16 protein-coding genes are annotated in these 20,271 nt (G+C 54.0%); 7 read left to right on the top strand and 9 right to left on the bottom strand.

Annotated elements, in window-relative coordinates; genetic code table 11:
* Positions 1-10: 10 nt before the first annotated feature.
* From VCU37_RS05605 to VCU37_RS05595, 3 genes are all read left to right on the top strand, one after another.
* A complete protein-coding gene (locus VCU37_RS05605; protein WP_336249653.1) occupies positions 11-1,648 on the top strand; it encodes an FAD-dependent oxidoreductase in 1,638 nt (545 codons plus the stop codon).
* 8 nt (positions 1,649-1,656) lie between these two features.
* Positions 1,657-1,914, top strand: a complete 258-nt coding sequence (locus VCU37_RS05600; protein WP_336249652.1) for a metal-sensitive transcriptional regulator — start codon at positions 1,657-1,659, stop codon at positions 1,912-1,914.
* 533 nt (positions 1,915-2,447) lie between these two features.
* Entirely contained in the window at positions 2,448-3,524 is a 1,077-nt protein-coding gene (locus tag VCU37_RS05595; RefSeq protein WP_336249651.1) for an adenosine deaminase, read from the top strand.
* A gap of 31 nt (positions 3,525-3,555) precedes the next feature.
* Here VCU37_RS05595 and VCU37_RS05590 read toward each other — a convergent pair whose 3' ends face one another.
* Positions 3,556-4,416, bottom strand: a complete 861-nt coding sequence (locus VCU37_RS05590) for an aldo/keto reductase (protein WP_336249650.1) — start codon at positions 4,414-4,416, stop codon at positions 3,556-3,558.
* Positions 4,406-5,188 carry an EI24 domain-containing protein gene (locus VCU37_RS05585; protein WP_336249649.1) on the bottom strand — a complete coding sequence of 261 codons (783 nt, stop codon included), beginning with the start codon at positions 5,186-5,188 and terminating at the stop codon, positions 4,406-4,408. The genes VCU37_RS05590 and VCU37_RS05585 overlap by 11 nt, the downstream gene beginning before the upstream one ends.
* Positions 5,189-5,278: 90 nt before the next feature.
* On the opposite strand from VCU37_RS05585, the gene typA reads away from it, so the two are divergent.
* A complete protein-coding gene (gene typA, locus VCU37_RS05580) occupies positions 5,279-7,123 on the top strand; it encodes a translational GTPase TypA (protein ID WP_336249648.1) in 1,845 nt (614 codons plus the stop codon).
* Positions 7,124-7,273: 150 nt separating this feature from the next.
* The gene (locus VCU37_RS05575; protein ID WP_336249647.1) at positions 7,274-8,386 is read left to right on the top strand and encodes a hypothetical protein; all 1,113 of its coding nucleotides are present in this window, start codon (positions 7,274-7,276) and stop codon (positions 8,384-8,386) included.
* Between the two features lie 234 nt (positions 8,387-8,620).
* Here VCU37_RS05575 and VCU37_RS05570 read toward each other — a convergent pair whose 3' ends face one another.
* Positions 8,621-9,457, bottom strand: coding sequence for an aldo/keto reductase (locus VCU37_RS05570; protein ID WP_336249646.1), 837 nt, complete (start codon positions 9,455-9,457; stop codon positions 8,621-8,623).
* Positions 9,458-9,504: 47 nt separating this feature from the next.
* On the opposite strand from VCU37_RS05570, the gene VCU37_RS05565 reads away from it, so the two are divergent.
* Positions 9,505-11,670, top strand: a complete 2,166-nt coding sequence (locus tag VCU37_RS05565; protein ID WP_336249645.1) for a DUF3152 domain-containing protein — start codon at positions 9,505-9,507, stop codon at positions 11,668-11,670.
* 35 nt (positions 11,671-11,705) lie between these two features.
* Here the strand turns inward: VCU37_RS05565 and VCU37_RS05560 are convergent, their stop codons facing one another.
* From VCU37_RS05560 to obgE, 6 genes are all read right to left on the bottom strand, one after another.
* Positions 11,706-12,851, bottom strand: coding sequence for an alpha/beta hydrolase (locus VCU37_RS05560; protein ID WP_336249644.1), 1,146 nt, complete (start codon positions 12,849-12,851; stop codon positions 11,706-11,708).
* Positions 12,852-12,974: 123 nt separating this feature from the next.
* Entirely contained in the window at positions 12,975-13,898 is a 924-nt protein-coding gene (locus tag VCU37_RS05555; RefSeq protein WP_336249643.1) for a sigma-70 family RNA polymerase sigma factor, read from the bottom strand.
* Positions 13,899-14,207: 309 nt separating this feature from the next.
* Complete coding sequence (locus VCU37_RS05550; protein WP_336249642.1) at positions 14,208-15,686, bottom strand: hypothetical protein; 1,479 nt, start codon at positions 15,684-15,686, stop codon at positions 14,208-14,210.
* 20 nt (positions 15,687-15,706) lie between these two features.
* On the bottom strand, positions 15,707-16,228 hold the full coding sequence (locus tag VCU37_RS05545; protein ID WP_336249641.1) for a DoxX family protein: 522 nt from the start codon (positions 16,226-16,228) through the stop codon (positions 15,707-15,709).
* A gap of 54 nt (positions 16,229-16,282) precedes the next feature.
* A complete protein-coding gene (proB, locus tag VCU37_RS05540) occupies positions 16,283-17,389 on the bottom strand; it encodes a glutamate 5-kinase (protein ID WP_336249640.1) in 1,107 nt (368 codons plus the stop codon).
* 9 nt (positions 17,390-17,398) lie between these two features.
* Positions 17,399-18,970: a GTPase ObgE gene (gene obgE / locus VCU37_RS05535; protein ID WP_336249639.1), complete on the bottom strand. Its 1,572-nt coding sequence runs from the start codon at positions 18,968-18,970 to the stop codon at positions 17,399-17,401.
* Positions 18,971-19,016: 46 nt separating this feature from the next.
* Between obgE and VCU37_RS05530 the strand changes: the two genes are divergently transcribed.
* A complete protein-coding gene (locus tag VCU37_RS05530) occupies positions 19,017-20,243 on the top strand; it encodes a GNAT family N-acetyltransferase (RefSeq protein WP_336249638.1) in 1,227 nt (408 codons plus the stop codon).
* Positions 20,244-20,271 lie beyond the last annotated feature (28 nt).

Below are 20,271 nucleotides of genomic sequence, written 5' to 3'. Positions count from 1 at the left end.
GGCGATAACAGTGACAGACATTGCACAAACCACAATTATTATCGGTGGTGTCGCGGCAGGGATGTCGGCAGCTACTCGCCTTCGTCGTCTCGATGAACAAGCAAACATCATTGTTTTAGAGCAAGGTGAGCATGTTTCCTTTGCTAACTGTGGACTTCCCTATCACGTTGGCGGGGTCATCGAAGAACGCGATGCCTTATTATTGCAAACCCCCGAGGGGCTGCATAAGCGGTTCAATCTCGATGTTCGCACCGGCACGCGTGTCACTGCGATTCAACGTGACGAACAAACCGTACGGGTAGTAACCCCCGGCGGGGCAAGTGAAACCTTGGCCTATGACAACTTAGTCATTGCCACCGGCGCAACACCCTTTGTGCCGCCCTTGCCAGGGATTGAGCGCGCCCTCACCTTACGCAATGTGTCTGACATGGACAAGATTGTTGCCAAAGTGGCCGAGCAACCACGCCACGCGGTTGTGCTCGGTGGTGGCTTTATCGGCCTTGAAATGGCTGAAAACCTCGCCCATCGCGGGATTGATACCACGGTGGTGGAATTAGCCCAGCAAATCCTCCCTCCTTTTGACCCCGAGATGGCTGCCTATGTACAAGCCCATCTTGAAGCTAACGGCGTAAAGGTGATCACAGGTTCTGGGGCGTCATCACTGACTAACACCCACGTGCTCCTGACTGATGGGCGCGCATTGGATGCTGACTTGGTTGTTGCCGGCGTTGGGGTTCGCCCCGACTCTGATTTGGCTGTCCAGGCCGGCTTAACCGTTACCGATCGCGGGCTTATCGTGGTCGACGATGACCTTCGCACCAGCGATCCTCATATTTTTGCTGCTGGGGATGCAACGGCAAAGCGAGATCACGTTGATGATTCCCTCCGATTTGTGACCCTTGCCCAGCGGGCAAACCGTGATGGCCGCATGATTGCCGATGCCATCATGGGCAATTCGGTGCCGTCAAATCCGGTGTTGGGTACCGCTATTTTGGGTGTTTTTGGACTCATGGCTGTGGCGACCGGCTGGACGGAGACACGGGCACGTGCCGAAGGGCGCCAGATTCGTGTGATTCACACCCACCCTGGGGACCACGCCGGCTACTACCCCGGCGCAGCCCAAATGCACCTCAAACTGGTTATTGATGCCCAGACGGACGCCATATTGGGTGCCCAAGGTGTTGGTACCAAGGGGGTTGACACACGCATCGATGTGATTGCAACCGCTATCCGTGGCGGTCTTCGTGCCAGTGAACTCATCGATATTGAACTTGCGTACGCCCCCGCATTTGGCAGTGCTAAGGATGCGGTCAATATGTTGGGCTATATCGCAGACAATCTGGCTGCTGGGATGACGACCAGTATCCAATGGCACGAACTAGAAGCCGCGATGGCCGAGGGTTCGGTGCTCGTGGATGTGCGTGACCCTGAGGAATTTGCCAGCGGGTCAATTCCAGGTGCGATTAATGTGCCCCTCAATGCTTTACGTGAACGCCATCAAGAACTGCCAGACTCGGTGATTGTCCACTGCCAGGTTGGTCAACGTGGCCACACGGCAGCCCGACTGTTAACTCAACTGGGACACCAAGTAGTTAACCTAGATGGTGGGTATCTCACGTGGAAGATTGCCACAGCTGCCAAGGAATAACGACACACATGCAACTTAGTCAGGAAGACACCAAACCATCCGTCACCCGTTTAAAGCGTGCGCGTGGCCAGCTCGACGCCGTGATTCGCATGTTGGAAGCGGGTGAGGATTGTGAGGCGGTAGTTACCCAACTTGCCGCAGTAGCCAAAGCGGTTGATCGGGCAGGGTGTGCCATCATCGTAACTGGTTTGCGCCAGTGTCTTGAAGATCCGAGTGATGAGTTCAGCCCTGAACGACTCGAAAAGCTGTTCTTAAGTTTTGCCTAGGCACGCGATTGTATTGGGTGCGGGGCCCCTCCAGGTCACCCGTGGTGAGATACCGCTAGATAGAGACGGGTGACCGCCATTTAAAACCAGCAGTAAGTATGTGCATCAACGTGCCGATGACCATACCGAACGTCATCTGATGTATCTGTTCTAGCCCCGTTTTTTCGACTAAGGACCTGATTATGTGTTTACCTGCCGTCTGCCAGACCTGTTCAAAAACCACCTGGAAGGGATGTGGCCGCCATATTGAATCGGTCCAAAAAACTGTCCCGGCCGATCAGTGGTGTGTGTGCTCAGACGAGGACCGTAACCCTGGCACTATTTTGGATAACCTGGTTGGGAATTAAGCACCCCCTACCTTTTTCTTACACCAGATAGCCAAGCCAATACAGGTGAGGGGCTGAGGCCTTTGGCACGTGGTGTCGTGCTCAAACTCTTCGCTTTTGATGAGCGTAGTGCAGTATTGCTCGCATCGGGACTATCGCCGCCATTTTCTTTTCCTGTTACTGGCTGCACGCCTTAGACTGCAAGCTATGTTGAATTATGCTGCACTGCCCAAGGTTGTTCTTCACGATCACTTAGATGGGGGTTTACGCCCATTAACGGTGATTGAACTGGCGAAAGAGCGCGGGTACACCAAATTGCCGACAACTGACCCAGAGGCGTTGGGGGCTTGGTTTGTTGAAGGCGCCAATAAGAAGAACCTCGTTGAATATCTGCGTGGGTTTGAGCACACCGTTGCGTTACTCCAAGACCCTGAGGCCATCGAACGGGTAGCCCAAGAATATGTTGAAGACCTTGTGGCTGACGGGGTGGTCTATGCAGAGGTGCGTAACGCCCCAGAGCTGAATACACAGCAAGGCTTATCCATGTTGGAGGTACTCGAAGCTACCGATCGAGGGCTTGCACGCGGTATGCATGAGGCCGCAGCCAAGGGGCACAACATCATGGTGAACCAGTTGGTTATAGGGATGCGTCATGACACCCGCGTCCTTGAAGCCGCAGAAGCCGCACTTGAAGCCCGCGACTCAGGCCTGCACATTGTGGGCTTTGATATTGCAGGCCCAGAGGCTGGTTTCCCACCAGGGGCACACCGTGAGGCATTCAATCTCATTAAAGAAGGCTGCCTGCGTACCACGATTCATGCCGGAGAAGCTGAAGGGGTGCCCTCTATCGCCGAAGCGATGAATAGCTGTGGCGCTGAACGTCTCGGCCACGGGGTACGCATCATCGAAGACATCACTGACCATGAGGATGCCTTGGAGTTGGGCTTGGTTGCCGATATGGTCCTTGATCGTGGCATTGTGCTCGAATGCTGCCCAACCTCAAATGTGCAAACCGGAGCTGTGCCCACCATTGAGGAACACCCGATTGATGCGCTCTTGGAATTGGGGTTCCGGGTTACCGTCAATACCGATAACCGGCTGATGAGCGGAGTATCGATGACAAGTGAGTTTGGGGTATTAGCCGACGTCTTTGGCTGGGGTATTGACGAGTTTGAAGAGGTCACCCTGAACGCTATTGAAGGCTCATTCGCTCATTTCCATGAGCGTGTTGAAATTGCTGACACGGTGATTCTTCCCGGTTTTGAGGCGGCACGAAACGCCTAAGGTTCGATACCTATCCGCTCGCGTCAAGCCCCTACCATTCTTCGTATTGGTGGGGGTGGAACCGGTCGGTATGTTTGGTTACTTGCCGAAGGTTGGCTATGGCATCGAGTTCATCACCGGTCAACTCAATCCCCAGGCTGGCGAAGTTCTGCGCGCGTCGTTGCTCATTAGTTGATCCAGAGACAGCGACATGCCCCTGATGACGATGCCACGCTAAGGCGATTTGATGCACGGTCGCATCATGGTTCTTTGCAATCGTTTCCATTTCAACCATGGCCGGTACCTGGTCTTCTTTAAATGCCCGAAACCCTGACGGAGACCAGGCCATCGGCATCACCTTGCGCTGATGACAATGCTCACGCCACGATACTTGTTGTGACCATGGATCAATCGGGATTTGATTCACCGCGGGCGCCACCCAGGTCGCTTCAATCAGTTCATCCAATTGGTCATTGGCAAAGTTAGATACCCCAATACTGCGAACCAGGCCATCAGCTTTGGCATCAATCAACGCCATCCACGTTTCGATCGCTAACCCGATGGTGGGGTTTGGCCAGTGAATGAGCATGAGGTCAATGACATCGAGGTTCAACTTGCGGAGTGAATCAATAATTGATGGACGCACATGAGCCAGACCGTGATTGGCCCCATGGATCTTCGAGATAACGGTGATCTCTTCACGACGAACACCGCTTTCTTTGATGGCCATGCCCACGCTCATTTCGTTGTTGTAGCGTTGGGCCGTATCGATGGTGCGCCAACCAGCACGGATAGCATCACGAACCGCGAGCATCCCGATGGTGCCTTGAAGCCCACTCGTACCGTAAATCAACGATTCAATCTCGTGCCCGTCATTGAGTGGCAGGCGGGGGTTGTGCAGATCAGAAGTCATGACGTTCCTTATCAGGCGTCGGCCACGTAGGTGATTCGGTAATCAGCTTGTGGGCAAGCATGGTGGCGGCCGCGCTAAAAAACGGGAACGCCAGTACCGAGATAACCGGGATGGAGAGTACAAATTGGGCGGGTATGGCAAAGGATAGTGTAGAAATCGGTTGATGACGCATGTACCGCCATCGTTCTTTTAGGGTTGGTTTTCCACGGCGACCAAAGGCACCCCCTAATAATTCAGTTGTCATCAGCCATCCACCTAAGCAAAGCCCCACTACCAAGCTGGCGATGGTGCCTACCGCGGGAATGAGCCCGAGTACGATGCCAAGAAGTGCGGAACCCATAGATAGCGCAAAGATAACGGCGGATTGAGATGCAGAACGCATAACGGCGACACCGAGATGTTCATCCTGGACACCCGTTAGCCCGAGCACTTCACGGTCAATTGATTCACTGATTCGGTCATAGACCGGCCCACCTAACGCCAAGGTCAAGGTTGTGAATGCGACAGCTGCCACCACCCCTACAGCGCCAAGTACGACGAGTGCGAGGAGAAACGACAGGGTACTTCCTAACCACCCTGGTGAGCCCGCCGTCACGTCCCCAACCCAACCAGTGATCGCGTGCACCAATGCTGGCCCACCAATAACGGCAAGTACCACGTACAGCACGGTAACGGCTAATGGTGGCAACATGCCCATGATCAGGAGGCGTGGCCGACTGGTTATCGTTGACGCTGAGCGAGCAATGAGGCGTATACCAAGAAATGGTCCCATGAGGCCAGTACTACCTAGTCATAGCGGGTTTGTGTACCGGACTTTTCCTTTATGACGCACGAATTGTTCCCGACAGGCATGCTGGTAGCTATGTCATTGCAAAAACGGGACGATTTAAGAAACTTCGCTATTGTCGCACACGTCGACCACGGGAAAACCACATTGGTGGACGCGATGATGCGTCAGAGCGGCACCTTTGCCGCGCACCAAGAGGTGCAAACACGGGTGATGGACTCCATGGATTTGGAACGTGAGAAGGGCATCACGATTCTGGCTAAACACACCGGAGTGACCTTGCCTGGTAAGGACGGCCCGGTGCAATGTACTATCGTTGATACGCCTGGTCACGCGGACTTTGGTGGCGAGGTTGAGCGTGCCCTCACGATGGTTGACGGGATTGTGTTGCTCGTTGATTCCGCAGAGGGGCCACTCCCCCAGACTCGGTTTGTGTTGCGCAAAGCGATGGATCGTGGTCTGCCCATGTTGTTGGTTATCAACAAGATTGACCGTCCTGATGCCCGCCCGAATGAGGTGGTTGATGAGGTCTACGAACTGCTCTTTGACCTTGATGTACCCGAAGATCAGATTGATTTTCCTATCGTGTACACGAACGCCAAAGCAGGGCACGCTGGGCACAGCCCCGAGACGATGACCGAAACGATGGAACCACTCTTTGACACGATTCTGGAGACGATTCCAGCGCCGGTTTTTGATGATGAAGCGCCTACCCAAGCGCTGGTCACCAACCTTGATGCCTCCCCCTATTTGGGTCGGCTTGGGGTGTGTCGTGTGCACAATGGCACCCTGCGTAAGGGTCAGCAGGTGGCGTGGATTACCGAAGAGGGCGTGAAAAACGTCAAACTGGTCGAGTTGTTGACCACCAAGGGTTTGGATCGTGTGGCCGTTGATGAGGTTGGCCCTGGCGGGATTTGTTATATCGCCGGGATTGAAAAGGTGATGATTGGTGACACGATCGGAGACCCAGAGAATCCCGTGGCCTTAGAACGTATCCATGTGGATGAGCCCACCTTGGGGATGACCATTGGGATTAATACCAGCCCGCTTGCAGGCAAGAGTGGTACCAAGATGACCGCCCGGATGGTGAAAGACCGCCTCGATGCTGAGCTGGTGGGCAACGTGAGTTTGCGGGTTGAACCCACAGAGCGCCCTGATGCGTGGGAAGTGAAGGGCCGTGGTGAATTGCAGTTAGCTATTTTGGTTGAACAAATGCGCCGTGAAGGGTTTGAGCTGACCGTGGGCAAACCCCAGGTCATTCCCAAAGAGATTGACGGGGTACGGCACGAACCCTTGGAACGGGTGGTCGTTGACGTTCCGGAGGAATATTCCGGGGCGGTTACCCAGGCCATTGCTGAGCGCCGTGGGCGCATGATGGCGATGACCAATAATGGCACAGGCTGGGTGCGTACGGAATATGTTGCCCCTACTCGTGGGCTTATTGGGTTGCGCACCGAGTTCTTGTCACTCACACGTGGGCAAGGGGTGATGAACCGGATTTTTGAGGAATACACCCCCTGGATGGGTGAGGTGCGTACCCGTGCCCAAGGTTCGCTGGTGGCCGACCGTAAGGGGCCGGCAACCGCCCATGCCATTCAAAACCTTTCTGACCGTGGTGTGCTTTTTGTCAAGCCCGGTGATGAGGTGTATGAAGGCATGATCGTGGGTGAAAATGCGCGTGCTGATGACATGGACATCAACATCACCAAGGAAAAGAAACTGAACAATATCCGTTCAGCTACGGGTGAAGAATTGGTGCGGTTGACCCCACCAAAGATTATGCCCCTGGAACAAAGCCTTGAGTGGATGCGCCAAGATGAGTGTGTTGAAGTTACCCCTGATGCGATTCGGTTGCGTAAGGTGGAGTTAGACCAGACCACTCGTTATCGTGCGGCGAAGAAAGCGAAACAAGAAAGCTGAATGATGCCAGAGCATCGCGTAGCGTCTCACACGCTAGGGTGGGTGCTGCGCCGATATGCTCTCGGCATCGTGGCTAGTGTGCTCCTTGGCGGGTGTGACCTGAGTGGAGGTCAACCTTCTGAGCCCATGCCTTCTACGCTGTCTGGTTCTATGGTTAACGAGATTGCGTTTGTGATTATCCCGTACCGATCTCCAGGCAAATCCTATGATTACCGCACTCGAACAATGCGGTCGTGTGAACAGGTACCGTGCGGAAGCCCGATCTCAATTGTTTACGACGACGGTACCGTCCAACACCTCGATTCCGTAGGCGGACGCGGCGACAAGGTGGCGATTTCACCCAACCGGCAACACCTCGTCATTTCTGATGCTTATGGCATACATGCCATCCACGCCCACACCGTACACACCTACAAAAAATCCGAACTTACTGATTCTGTCCGCGGGATACATGTCAATGACGACGGAACCTTTTTCAGTGTTGAACACGTCGGCTCACGAGAAGTCGATGGCACCGTCCAATTCTCATCTTTTGTAGGCTGGAAGTATCACGATCAGTACCACGAAAAACTGGTAGGAATTGATGGGGTACTAGTGGATTGTAACCTCAATCCCCAGTTATTTTCCTACGGAGATGAAGACGATAAGAAAACACATATTTACCGCTTCAACCCCGACCAGGGTGCATTTGAAGAACAACAACCACTAACCGGCGCCGCAGTAATCACCCCTTCACACTACCACTGCCAAGACGACCATACCGTCCTCATGCATGGAGACATCTCTAAAGATTTAGACACTTTTGATTCGGAGACAGGTTATTTCTCATTCAATAATGGGATAGTAGATTCAAACATTCAAGAAGCATGGTTTGACGAGCGGCCGCTTGTGGATCGGCAAGTCTCATCGGTTTATGATGGTGTGTTTTACTCTATTGGTGAACCAGGCAATATTCACCGTTACGTCATAAATGAACATATGCTACCTGACCTAAACGTATATACGTTCATACCCCGACCCACTCAAGACAACCTTAGTCTCACCAACGCCTCCCTATCTGGCAGCTCCTTGTTTCTAATGTCAATAGACCCCAAAATTAACCGCCGGATTGTTTCAGAAATAAACATGCAAGACAACGGCAAGCTCATCAGCTCAACACGAAACAAATACATCGATAAAACCTACAATATCGACCAGATAGACGGGCTATTCATATTCAACCCCGACCAATTCAGAGCCTGGGCTGATCGAGAACAGTATTAAGTGTCCTCATACCAACGAATACACCTTGGGTTTAAACTCTCTTGTTCCGGCTGATACGCAAGGTCGAACTGGACCAAACTCTGCGCTACCGCGCGACAAAGACAACCAAGCAAGAAAGCTAAGCAGCGCGATTAAGACTGTCTAGGAGCACGGTTTGGACCATATTTTCGGTCTGAATCGTGCTCCTTATCACGAGTGGTGGGCCTGGCTACCTACAGCCTTGCAGGTTTGCTATCAGAACTCTTCTTCTACCGTTGAGTCGTACAAATGCACGGTCTCTTGTGCCATGCCAGCGAGGTCGGCCTTGTCTTGATCGGTGAGTTCAATCTCTAAGGCCTTCAAGTTGGCTAGCTGGTGTTCAGGATTAGACGAACGCACCACCGTCGCAAACCCACGGCCAAGTTGGTCAGCCAAGGCAATCGCGTGCGGACTTACGCCATGACGAGCGGCAACGGTTTCAAGCACGCTCCAGTCAAGTTCCGTGTTATGGCGAGCCGCACGCGTACCCAACGGCCCCCAGGCCTGAGGCATCACGCCGCGTTCTAATAACCCGTCAACGAGTTCGCTTTGCCGTGCCCAGGGATCAATTTGGACCTGATTCACATCTGCTTCAACACCTGTAGCATCCACCAGGGCGTCATATTGGGTGAGCGAGAAATTACTCAACCCAATACTCATCGTGAGTCCTTCTTCGCGGACATTGGCAAGGGTTTCCCATGTGGCTTCGGCCCGCCCAAGGCTGGGATTTGGCCAGTGAATCAAAATGAGGTCGAGATAGTCGGTACCAAGGCGCTCCAGACTCATTTCAACACTCTCACGCGTCAACTTACCTTGGTTACAGCCCACCACCTTGGTGGTAAGGAAAATGTCATGGCGGTTAACCCCACTTTGGGCGATACCCATACCCGTTGATACTTCATTCGTATACATCTGGGCGGTATCAATTAACCGAAACCCCGATTCAAGGCCAGTTCGCACCAGATCAATACATTTCGGGCCTTTAATAGGCCATGTCCCCAACCCAAGGGCGGGCATCGCACATTGTGAACGAAGGGTTCGCGTTAACATCATTGCTCCTTCACCTGCATCGCAACCAGATAACCGGCTACGTTTGAATAATGGTTATGCGCTTAGGAATCACGGTTTCAACCGCGGTAGCACTACTAGCTACCCTAACTACATGTAGTACCCAACCGGCAATTGCGCAAGACGCAAATCCCCAGGGGAACACCCAGCCGTCATGTACCACACTGCGTGGCGTGCTCCCGGCACCACATAGTGTGGTGGCCACGCAAACCCCACTCACCGTTACGGGATTCATGAGTTGTGCTCAAGATGCCAAGGTGTCGCTCGACATTGATGGCAAGCTGGTTGAAGGTACACAAGTAACACCAGATCGTGTTCAAGCCACCATTGATAGCCTCTCCCCTGGTGTGCACACCGTGCGTTTACGTGCGAATACCACCACCGTAAAAGAATGGCCCATCCTGGTTGCCGGCCAATCAGTAAAGCGAGTTTCTGGGGCTAATCGTGCGGCAACTGCCGTTGCCGTGGCTGATCAGCTCGTAACCACCTGGGGTTCCACATGGTCAGCCAGCCCCCGCGCCATTGTGATTAATGGTGAACGTGAAGCGGATGCGATTCCTGCCACCACCTTGGCCCAAGTTATCCACGCCCCGATCTTGGTGACCGGTACCGACCAGGTACCCGAAGAAACCCGCGCCTGGTTAGGTGCGCACCCTGGCATCGAGCTTGTCGTTATCGGTGGTGAAGGTGTGGTGAGCCCAACTGCACTCAGCCAACTGGTCACGATGAGCCCCAAGGTGAGCCGCCTCGCTGGTGACACCCGCTATGCCACGGCGGCCAGTGTGGCCAAGGACCTGGTCACCAACCACAGCATCACCAAACTGGTACTTACCGATGCCGGTCGCTGGACTGACGCCCTGCCTTCAGCGGTCTATGCCGCGCGCAACCAAGCTGCCTTATTGCTCACCGACCCAACCCAGGCGGCAGAGCCGGCAAAAGCCCTCCTGAACGACCATCCAACACTCCGTGAACAGGTAGAGGTTACGGGCACAACAATCACCGATGATGTTGTGACCAGCCTCAATGGTGGCACCCCCGTTCAACGCATCAGTGAACCCGTTCAACCACCAATGGCAATGCCAACAGTTGGGCAGGCGCAACCAACCACTGGAGCCTTATCGGTAGCCCTTGCCGGACGAGGGAGTGAACAACCCACACAATCCCTCGTATTTACAAGTGCTACCAACCCAATTGATGGGATTACAGCCGGCCCGCTTGCGGCGCAGACTGACGGGCTCATCCTTGCCGATACCTACGGTGCCGGTGTGTTGACAATGGTCATCCAACAACGATCCAAGCTCAATACCAATGCCATCACGGTGGTTGGTGGCCCTGCCGCAGTATCTCCGGAAACGGTTGCCAATATCCTCGGGATCGGGATTGATGCCAAAACCACACAAGATTTACAGTTACCCACAGGAACGTTCAATAACGGTCAGATTGCATTTACGTGGAATCAACCCCTCACGGGTGGATCAATCTATATCCAAGATGCGAACGGCTTTGAAGTTCCCGGTACGGGCACCATTGCAGGGAATACGATCACGTGGAAACCCAATGCCAATATCTCACTCGCCAACCCACTAACCGCCACTGTCTTTGTAGTTGACGCCCAGCACGCTCGCCATCGAGTAATGAGCGGTGAGGTGCTGGTCCCCAAGAAAGACAAGAATGGCTGGGACATCGCCCCTGGTACCGGGCCAGTCATCGGCCAGAGTGGACGGTTATACACCTGGGTTGCTGCGGTAGAACCAAGTACCAAGTGGACCATCGCAGATTGGACCGCGTTGGCTGAACGCGTTTTGAATGATAAGCGTGGCTGGACCCATGACGGCAAGGTTCGTTTGCAGCGTATTGATGACCCAGAAAAGGCTGATATTCGCCTGGTATTGGCCACACCACCAACCGTTGACGCCCAATGTGCCCGCGCCGGGTTGAATACCGGTGGTCGCCTTTCATGTTGGAATAACAGCAATGCGATGGTGAACTTAGACCGTATCAACACCGGTGTACCCACCTTTAATGACCTTGAGGTGTATCGCACCTACGTGATTAGCCATGAGTTTGGTCACGGCCTTGGTCACCACCACCAAACCGCGCCGTGTAGTGATCCCAACCAACCGGCCCCCGTGATGATGCAACAATCCATCAACTTGCGTGGCTGTAAGCCCAACGGTTGGCCTTTCCCCCAGGCCTAAACAAAGGACAATGCAGCCAATCGGATCAGGTGCGGTTAGGTACCTGACTGCACCGATTGGCGCATCACCCTTGCCGCGTGGATATACGCTTCACTGGCGATAGACCCCCAAAAGGTGTCACACGCGTGATTGGCATAGGGAATAGCAACCAGGTGGGTACGAACCCCCACCGCATTGAGCTGGTTCACGAGGGCCAGACTGCCGGTGTGAGGAACCGCGGCATCTTGGGTGCCCAGCACAATGCTGACCGCGGGCGCATTCGGGGTAATGAACTGCCCAGGGGTAATGCTGGCATAGACCTCGGGTTGTTCTTCAGGGGTACCGCCGGTGTAGCTTCGGGCGCTATACCGCGTCACCGCACCCATGATGAGGTCTGGGTTGTGATAAAACCCCACCGGATCAGCAACGGGATAGGTGACACATACCGCCGAAACCGCAGGATATGGCGTACTGTCGGGCTGCGTGTACAGCCCAGCGTTGATTTTAAACGCCAGATTAAGGGCAAGGTTGCCACCGGCAGAGTCACCGGCAAAGGTCCAGCGGTCAACTTGGCCATTGAATTGGCTGATGTTGGCCAGCACCCAGTCAAGGCCACGAAGAAGTTGTTGCTCCGTTTGGCCTGCATAGTGATGGTGGGCATCTGAGAGGGCGTAATCAATACTGACCACCACGCACCCTTCCGTAGCTGCGTGGCGATGATAGTAGGTCCGGTCCTCTTTTGAACCATAGAACCACCCACCGCCATGGGTATAAATAACAACAGGTTTGTTCGCCTTGCCGTCATCACAGTAAAAGACCTTCAACAAACTGTTGGGCAATTGGGTGTCGTAGGTATATGTCCTGGTTGAGACGCCACGAATAATCCGTGGCCAATAGGCTCTAGAGAAACGAACTGGCACCCCGGCAGCCTTGGTGGCCCGGAGCATACGCCAAAGCATGAATACTTGAGCGCCAACACAGGCCAGAATCACACCGATAAGGATTACTCGGTTGACGGTACTCATGGTGGGGGGATACCACATCGCCACAGCCAACACGAGCGTTTGCCCCACGAGATAGAGATGAGCTCCAGTGACGGTGATCGTATTGGCGAAGGAACTTAACACTGGAATCCGCGCATTCAAGGTGCCCAGGGCAAGGAGCACCATCACAACAGCACACCCCAGAATCAGTACAAACACAGATACGTCCTTACTCGCCGGTTACATGAGTTATACCCATTCTCACCTATCCGGTTGCACTGATAACAGCATGAACCCAGGCAATATGCCTGGGTTCATGCTCATAACGCTGAGATGTACTACCTAATCCATGGGAATATCGGCGGCACCCACACCCACCAAGTCACGGCGAAGGCTCTCTAAGGCACGTCCTTCAATCTTGCGCACGCTCTCACGGCTGATATCCAATTCCTTACCCAACGCATCCAAGGTGAGGGGTTCACGCCCATCAAGACCAAAACGGCGAGTCAACACATATGCACTGCGGTTATCCAGGTGCTTGACCGCACCGCGCAATTCATCACGGACTTCGTTGTCGGCAACTTCTTCGGTAAAGGTATCGGCTTCAGTTGCAACGAAATCACCGAGTTCTGAAGAGTCCGAATCATCACCAACTTGACGATCCAAGCTCGCCACACTCCGCATGTGCTCTAACGCATCTTCAACCTTGGCTGGGGTCAACCGAGTGGCTTCAGCCAATTCGTCGATGGTTGGCTCCATACCGTTTTCGGCCTCAAGACGGCTCCGCGCAGCACGAATCTTGACCACGGCATCGTGCATGGCGACAGGGAGGCGAATGGTGCGCTCATTGGCGGCAATCCCACGTTGAATCGCTTGGCGAATCCACCATGTGGCGTAGGTTGAGAACTTGAATCCTTTTGTCCAGTCAAACTTCTCAACCGCACGAATCAACCCGAGGTTGCCTTCTTGAATCAGTTCATCAAGGCCGAGCTTGGTCCGGTTGGAGAACTTGGCGGCGATGTTGACCACCAGACGCAAGTTTGCACTCACGAAGTGGTTAAAAGCATCTTGGCCATCGCGCACTGCGCGCAACAAGGCGCGACGTTCAGCATCGGTCTTGAATTCACCGGCTTCAAGTTTTGCTTCTGCTTCACGGCCCTTTTCAATGGCTTGGGCAAGGCGGCGTTCACCGTCAGCGTCAAGGAGGCTTACCGCGCCGAGTTCATTGAAATATAAGTCGAGCAGATCGTCAGGAACAGTCTTCATTCAGTCGCCTTTCACAGATAGTCATCTGGGCAAGACATGGCAGGTCATACAACCTGGCTTTGGTGGGTACATACACAATCACCAGCAAAATCTCAGGCACGGGAAGAAACTTCCCTGGCTAGTTGGCGAAGAAGCGATAGGCTGGCCGCGCCGGTGCTGTCCATTTGATTGCTGGGAATCGTTGAGTTTGCCTTAAATCCCTAGTTCAGTCAAGGGTTTTTCTCAATATTTTTTGATTACTACCCAATTGTCGGCAAGTTTTGCCTTCCCTGTACTAAAGTTCAGGCTTTTATTTCCCTGGTCATCACCCTATTTATAGGCAGACGGCAGCTGCCACGCTCCTGCAATCGCACGTATGACCAAAGCGGCGAACGCGCTCCCAGGCTGGTTTTGCATATCTCCATCAATCACCCGCCTCACCGCATCCCGGCCACTTGGTAGTCCGATCGTGAGGGCATGAGCACCCCAATAGGTCACCACCGTCGTGTCTGACGATAGCACGGGTGTCATCGTGGCCGCATCGGTGACGCTACGCAGCCACACAGTCGGGATACCCGTTGACGTACTAAGGCTGGGTAACTGGCCATTCGTTAACTCTCTGGCTAACGGCCCTTGGGTATCAATCCGCACGGGGGTAACCGCACGGACAAGGGCAGCGATCAGTTCTAAACCCGCATGCGTATTTGGTGCGTAAATATCAATCCAGTTCGTACTCAAGGGCGTATCAATAAGCACGATCTGGCGAATGGCCGGACGAAGTTCAGGGTGGCGGTGGATCGTTGCTTCAATAATCCATGTTCCCTGGCTAATCCCAACAAGGGTGACTGGCCCACGCCGGTGCTCAAGCATGATCTGGGTAGCAAGGCTGTCGACGTTAGCTAATACACCGCTCAACGTATCACGAGCACGATACGGTAACGGATTGCCGAGGTGGTCAAGCCCCGCATAGGAATACCAGGTGACGGGATGCGGCGTTCCAAGCCAGGGCAAGGTAGCCCGAGAGGTATTAAATCCATCGACCAGAATGACACGATGAGGGTCACTACTTGCATAGGCGCGCTCTAGTTGACGTTGTATGACAGGTGGGGCAACTGGTGAGGGCTGCAAGAGCACATATAAGACACCGGTTCCAAACATTACCGTGCCCAGTACTCCCCCGACCGTTGCCATAGCCCGCCAGGGACGGATCGGCCCAGGGTTGGGATCAAAACTATGTACACTCGCGATAGCAACAAGGGGGACACCCAAGGCGATGATCACGGGTGCATGAGATGGTGATGTCAACCCCGCAAAGGCACCCATCATCGTTGCAACCCCTGGCGCTACGAATGCCCATTGCCAGGATCGCAACCCAAACACACTTGCCAGCGCTGGGGTTAATGCACAGGCAAATACAGCCGCAGCAGCCCAGAGGTAGGGCACACCGGATAGGCCAAAGGCGACGAGCGCAACGCCGATAGGGAGAACAACAATCAGCCCAATAAGCCAGATCCGAAGCCAGGTTATCCACGCCCACCCCGTTAATTGGCTATAGACGGTGAGCCGAATCGCCATAGCTGCACCCATCAGCCCGGCGAGTACAGGTATGGGAATGGGCAGGGCGAATGCAAGGGTGACATCATGACTTAGCGCACTGATAGGTCCGGCAATTGTGCTGAGTACCGCATCAGGACGAAGCCCCAACACCGTGAGGACCAAGCACTCGGTCCAGCCAAGCAAACTGAGTACAAGGCAAGGCCGCCAACCCGATCGGCTGGCGGCCAGTGCAGGTGCATCATTCAGCCACATGGGCCGAAGGGTAGCAGCCCTTACGGATTCAAATGCCGCATGACACGGGGAAGACTTGCGTCTACGACACCACCAACAGCGTCACTGATGCTCTGTTGGGTGCCAGAGCCAATCGAGATGAATGGTTTACGACGAGGTTCAGTCGCTACTAGTAACAGACCGCCCATGAGCCCAAGATTCTTCAAGAAATGCACTTGTTGGGCGCCACGGTCACCACCACTCATCTTCCAGAACGGATGTCCAGCCACCGTGACGGGAATGAGGCTGGCAATTAAGCCAAGTGCTGCAGGTTTGCGGAAGATACCAGTGAACAGGCTGATTCCACCTAAGACCTGTGCCGCTCCATTCGCACGAACAACGGTGCTCGGATCAGCGTCTGAAAGAGCTGAACTGCCAGTAAATTGTTCAACCCGCTTGCCCATACCATCAATCGTGTCTTGAGCGACTACTGCCAATGGCTTTGGGTTTTTAAATGCATTCAGCCCAGCCGAAATAAAAATGCTGGCTAGTGCACCATGCGCAAGTAACCGTATCAATCTCATACCTATCTCCTTATCAGTGATTACATGGCAATGTAATGATCTCGCCTGCTTTGTTCAAGTGGCTTGACGAAGAACGACCAAATCATCACGGTGAATGATGACCCCTTGGGGACTCCTACTCGTCAGCATGTCATCTATGCAAACGGCACCACAACGGGCTCGACCTCGAGCTACCGGTTTCCCCAGCGTATCAAGTACCTGGACACAACTACCGTCTGGGAATGCACCGGTGATTGATTTAATCCCAACGGCAAGCAGGCTCGCCCCATGGTTGACGAGTGCGTCAACAGCACCATCATCAATGACGATCTGACCTTTTGCAGGGTGGGCAAAGGCTCGCCAAAGCCGAGACGAGTCGGTTCGATGACGAAATGGGGGGATGACTGTCCCCACCGGTTTACCCGCCAGCGCATCCACAATGACATTCGGTCGTTTGGCGTTCGCAATGACGGTAGGCAGCCCACTCGCTGCACCAATACGCGCAGCTTCTAACTTGCTGGCCATACCACCACTCCCAACCCGCGAGCCTGAACGACCAAAGTGACGCTCATCTAAGGCAGTTAAATCATCAATCACGGGAATAAGCGGGTGCCCTTCTGATGGGGGGCCATTGTGAACCCCGTCCACATCAGTAAGGAGTACCAGCATGGATGCATCAAGCATTGAGGCCGTGAGTGCGGCAAGACGGTCATTGTCACCAAGTCGTAACTCATCGGTCACAACTGCATCGTTTTCATTCACAATCGGAATCGCATCACAGCTCAATAATGCGGTAAGCGTGGTCCGGGCATTGAGGTAGCGGCGACGATCTAAGAGGTCATCAGCCGATAACAACACCTGGCCAACGACTTGTCCGTACTCAGTAAAGACACTCTCCCAAGCGTGCATCAAATAGCCCTGGCCTACGCTGGCCGATGCTTGTAACCATCCCGTATCACTTGGCCGTTCGGCAAAGCCCAAGGAATGAAATCCTGCGGCCACCGCACCGGAGGTTACTAACACCACAGGTCGCCCTAAAGATTCTTTAATCTGGGCAACCTGTTTGGCGGTTTCTCGAATGGCATCTTGGTTTAAATTGCCATCATCAAGGGTGAGTGATGAGGAGCCAACTTTGACAACCGCAGGGTGTGCTTGCTCTTTCGTAAGTCTTGGAGCGTGCATGCCTATCCTTTAGGCGACTGGTCTATCAGTATCTGGATGATCGTGTTGGAAGGTGGGGCTGCCAGGTTGGGCGAACCAGTCATTGTAAAAGGACAGTTTCCCATCTTCGGTGACCTCATGAACCGGGGAGAATGGGAGGTCTGATACGTCGTATTCAACGTATTCAACCCCAAATTCTTCGGCATCGTCCCACCCATCGTCGATGTCCTCACTATCACCAACCCAATGGTCGGGATGGAAGAAAAAGACACGGTCAGCGATTTGCACTTCATCACCTGGGGTTGCACCAGCTTTTATGAGTGCGTCTTCTAACCCGGCTCGTTTCAAGCGGCCTTGGAGATAGGCAACCGCATCTTCATTCGTAATGTCTAACTGGTTAATCCAACGCTCAAACCGTTTGTGATGCACCATCCAACCGACTTGGCCGCCACCAAGACCAACTTTTTGTATCTCAATAGGATCTGGTTGGATAATGCGCGTAGGGCGAACAACTGGGCGGGGGCCTTCGTGTACCGCTTCAGTCAGATTCTCTGCCCGATCAGCAACTTCTTTGGCACGAACCGCTTGAACCAGTGTGGCTAACCGGCTTTTCAGGGCATCAACCCCTTCACCGGTCACTGCACTACCTGTAAGCACTTCCCAGCCCTGGGCAACAAGTTCATCAGCAACCAACTCTGCCATATCGGGATCAGCGTCAGCTTTGTTCAGCCAGATAATGGCTGGTCGTTCAAGTAGCGCAGGCTCATAGGTGGTCAGTTCTGAAATAATCGCGTCTAAATCCTCGGTCGGGATACGTTGTTCATAGCGATAGACCCCAACCTCATCGGTTGCGGCATACCCTGAGGCACAGTCGAGTACGTGCACAATGACTTTGGCACGTTCGACATGGCGTAAAAACTCATGGCCAAGCCCTTTTCCATCTGCAGCCCCTTCGATAAGCCCAGGGACATCAGCCACCACAAAATCAACGTCATATCGGTCCGCCACACCAAGATTGGGCGTGAGGGTGGTAAACGGATAATCAGCCACCTTGGGGGTGGCGGCACTGAGTTTACGAATCAAGCTGGACTTACCGGCGTTCGGAAAGCCAATGAGGGCGACATCGGCAACCAGTTTGAGTTCAAGACGAACCTGAAACTCATCACCAGGAACACCGTATTCGTGAAAGGCTGGGCTCCGGCGTGTACGGGTACGGAATTGAGCGTTGCCTCGGCCACCACGACCCCCTTGGGCCACAATAATTTCTTGGCCATCAACCACCAAGTCAGCAAGCAGGTCACCGGTTTCAACATCAATAATCTGTGTGCCAATAGGTACAGCCATAACTTCATCAGCACCGTCGGCGCCCTTGCGTAAATCACCGCTGCCGTTTTTCCCGTTACCGGCCCGACGGTGAGGGCGGTAATGGAAATCAACCAGGGTATTTAATCGGGCATCGGCTTTGGCAATCACGTTGCCACCACGACCCCCGTCGCCACCTTCGGGCGGACCCTTTGGCTCATACGGTTGTCGACGGAAGCTGGTAACACCGTCACCGCCCTTTCCACCTTTAACGTGGATGAGGACGTTATCTACAAACATACGTCCAGCATAGGTTGGCACCGTGCCAAGGACTAGGATCGGTCCAATGACTGACCTTACTATCCGACCGCTAACCCCAGACGAACTGCCAGATATGGTTCGTGCCTTCCAGCGTTTATTTGGGGAAGAAACAACCCCCGATTCACAGGCGGCTGAAATTGACCCCTTAGATCCCAGCCGGTGCGTCGGGGCGTTTGCTGCGGACCGGATCGTTGGACATGTCGGTATATATCCATTGGATATTGCGGTTCCAGGTGCGACCGCACCATTGTGTGCAATCACTCTCGTGTTTGTTGACACAACGCACCGGCGTAAGGGGTTGGGTAAAGCATTGATGCTTCGTGCTATGCACCAAGCAGATGAACCAGTGGCCGCCTTGTGGGCATCCCGCCCTGGGTTTTATGAACGTCTTGGGTTTGAAGCCGGTATGGCCAGCTCGTTAATGAGTATCGATGTGGGTGACACCGTACCGTTACGACCGAATGCGCCCACCCTTGATGATGTACGCCGAGTACCACCTGCAATTGCAGAAATTGATCTTCCAAGGGTGTATGACCAGGCGCGACAATTCCGTCCTGGGCTAACGAGTCGTGATACCCGCTGGTGGAAACACCGCTTTATTGGTGATGCTGAGTGGCGCCGGTTTGGAGGTGGAGAACTCCAAACCGTGGTGGCCTATCGAGACGATGAGCCCGTGGCGTATGCCATTTTCAATCTAAAATCTTCTTTCGATCATCTCGGCCCCAACCACGAAATGATCGTCCACGAAGCCGTCGCAATCAATCCTGTTGACGAAGCCGCCCTCTTAGCCTGGCTATGCCAAGTTGACCTCGTTGGCAAGGTAACCGCCTGGTGGCGACCGGCTGATGACGCACTGAACTTTTGTTTAGTACAACCTCGCCATGCCGAAACCAAAACAACCGAGTCACTGTACGTCCGCATCTTGGATGTGCCAAAAGCCATTGCGGCACGCCACTATTTTGCAGACCTATCGTGTGTAGTTCGTATCGTTGATGACCACCTAGAACGCAATAACGGGGTTTGGCGATTCACCTTGGGGGCTTCAGGAGGACGTGCCGAGCGCATTGCAGATAGCGCCGCAGTTGACTGCACGATGGATATTCGTGGTCTAGCAGCCCTCTGGCTGGGTGGGTACAGCGTGCATACCCTCATAGGCGCGCAGCTGATTACCATACACACCCCGGCACTCACCCTTGCCCTGCACCAAGCCTTCAGTTCCCCAGTCGCACCCTGGTGTCCTGAGGTCTGGTAGCCCCGTAGGCCTACACCGGTTGCTTCGC

It is taken from the genome of Stomatohabitans albus (genome assembly GCF_036336025.1).
GTDB lineage: Bacteria > Actinomycetota > Nitriliruptoria > Euzebyales > Euzebyaceae > Stomatohabitans > Stomatohabitans albus.
The sequence above is the reverse complement of the archived record's forward strand: the minus strand, read 5'-3'. Positions and strand labels throughout refer to the sequence as shown.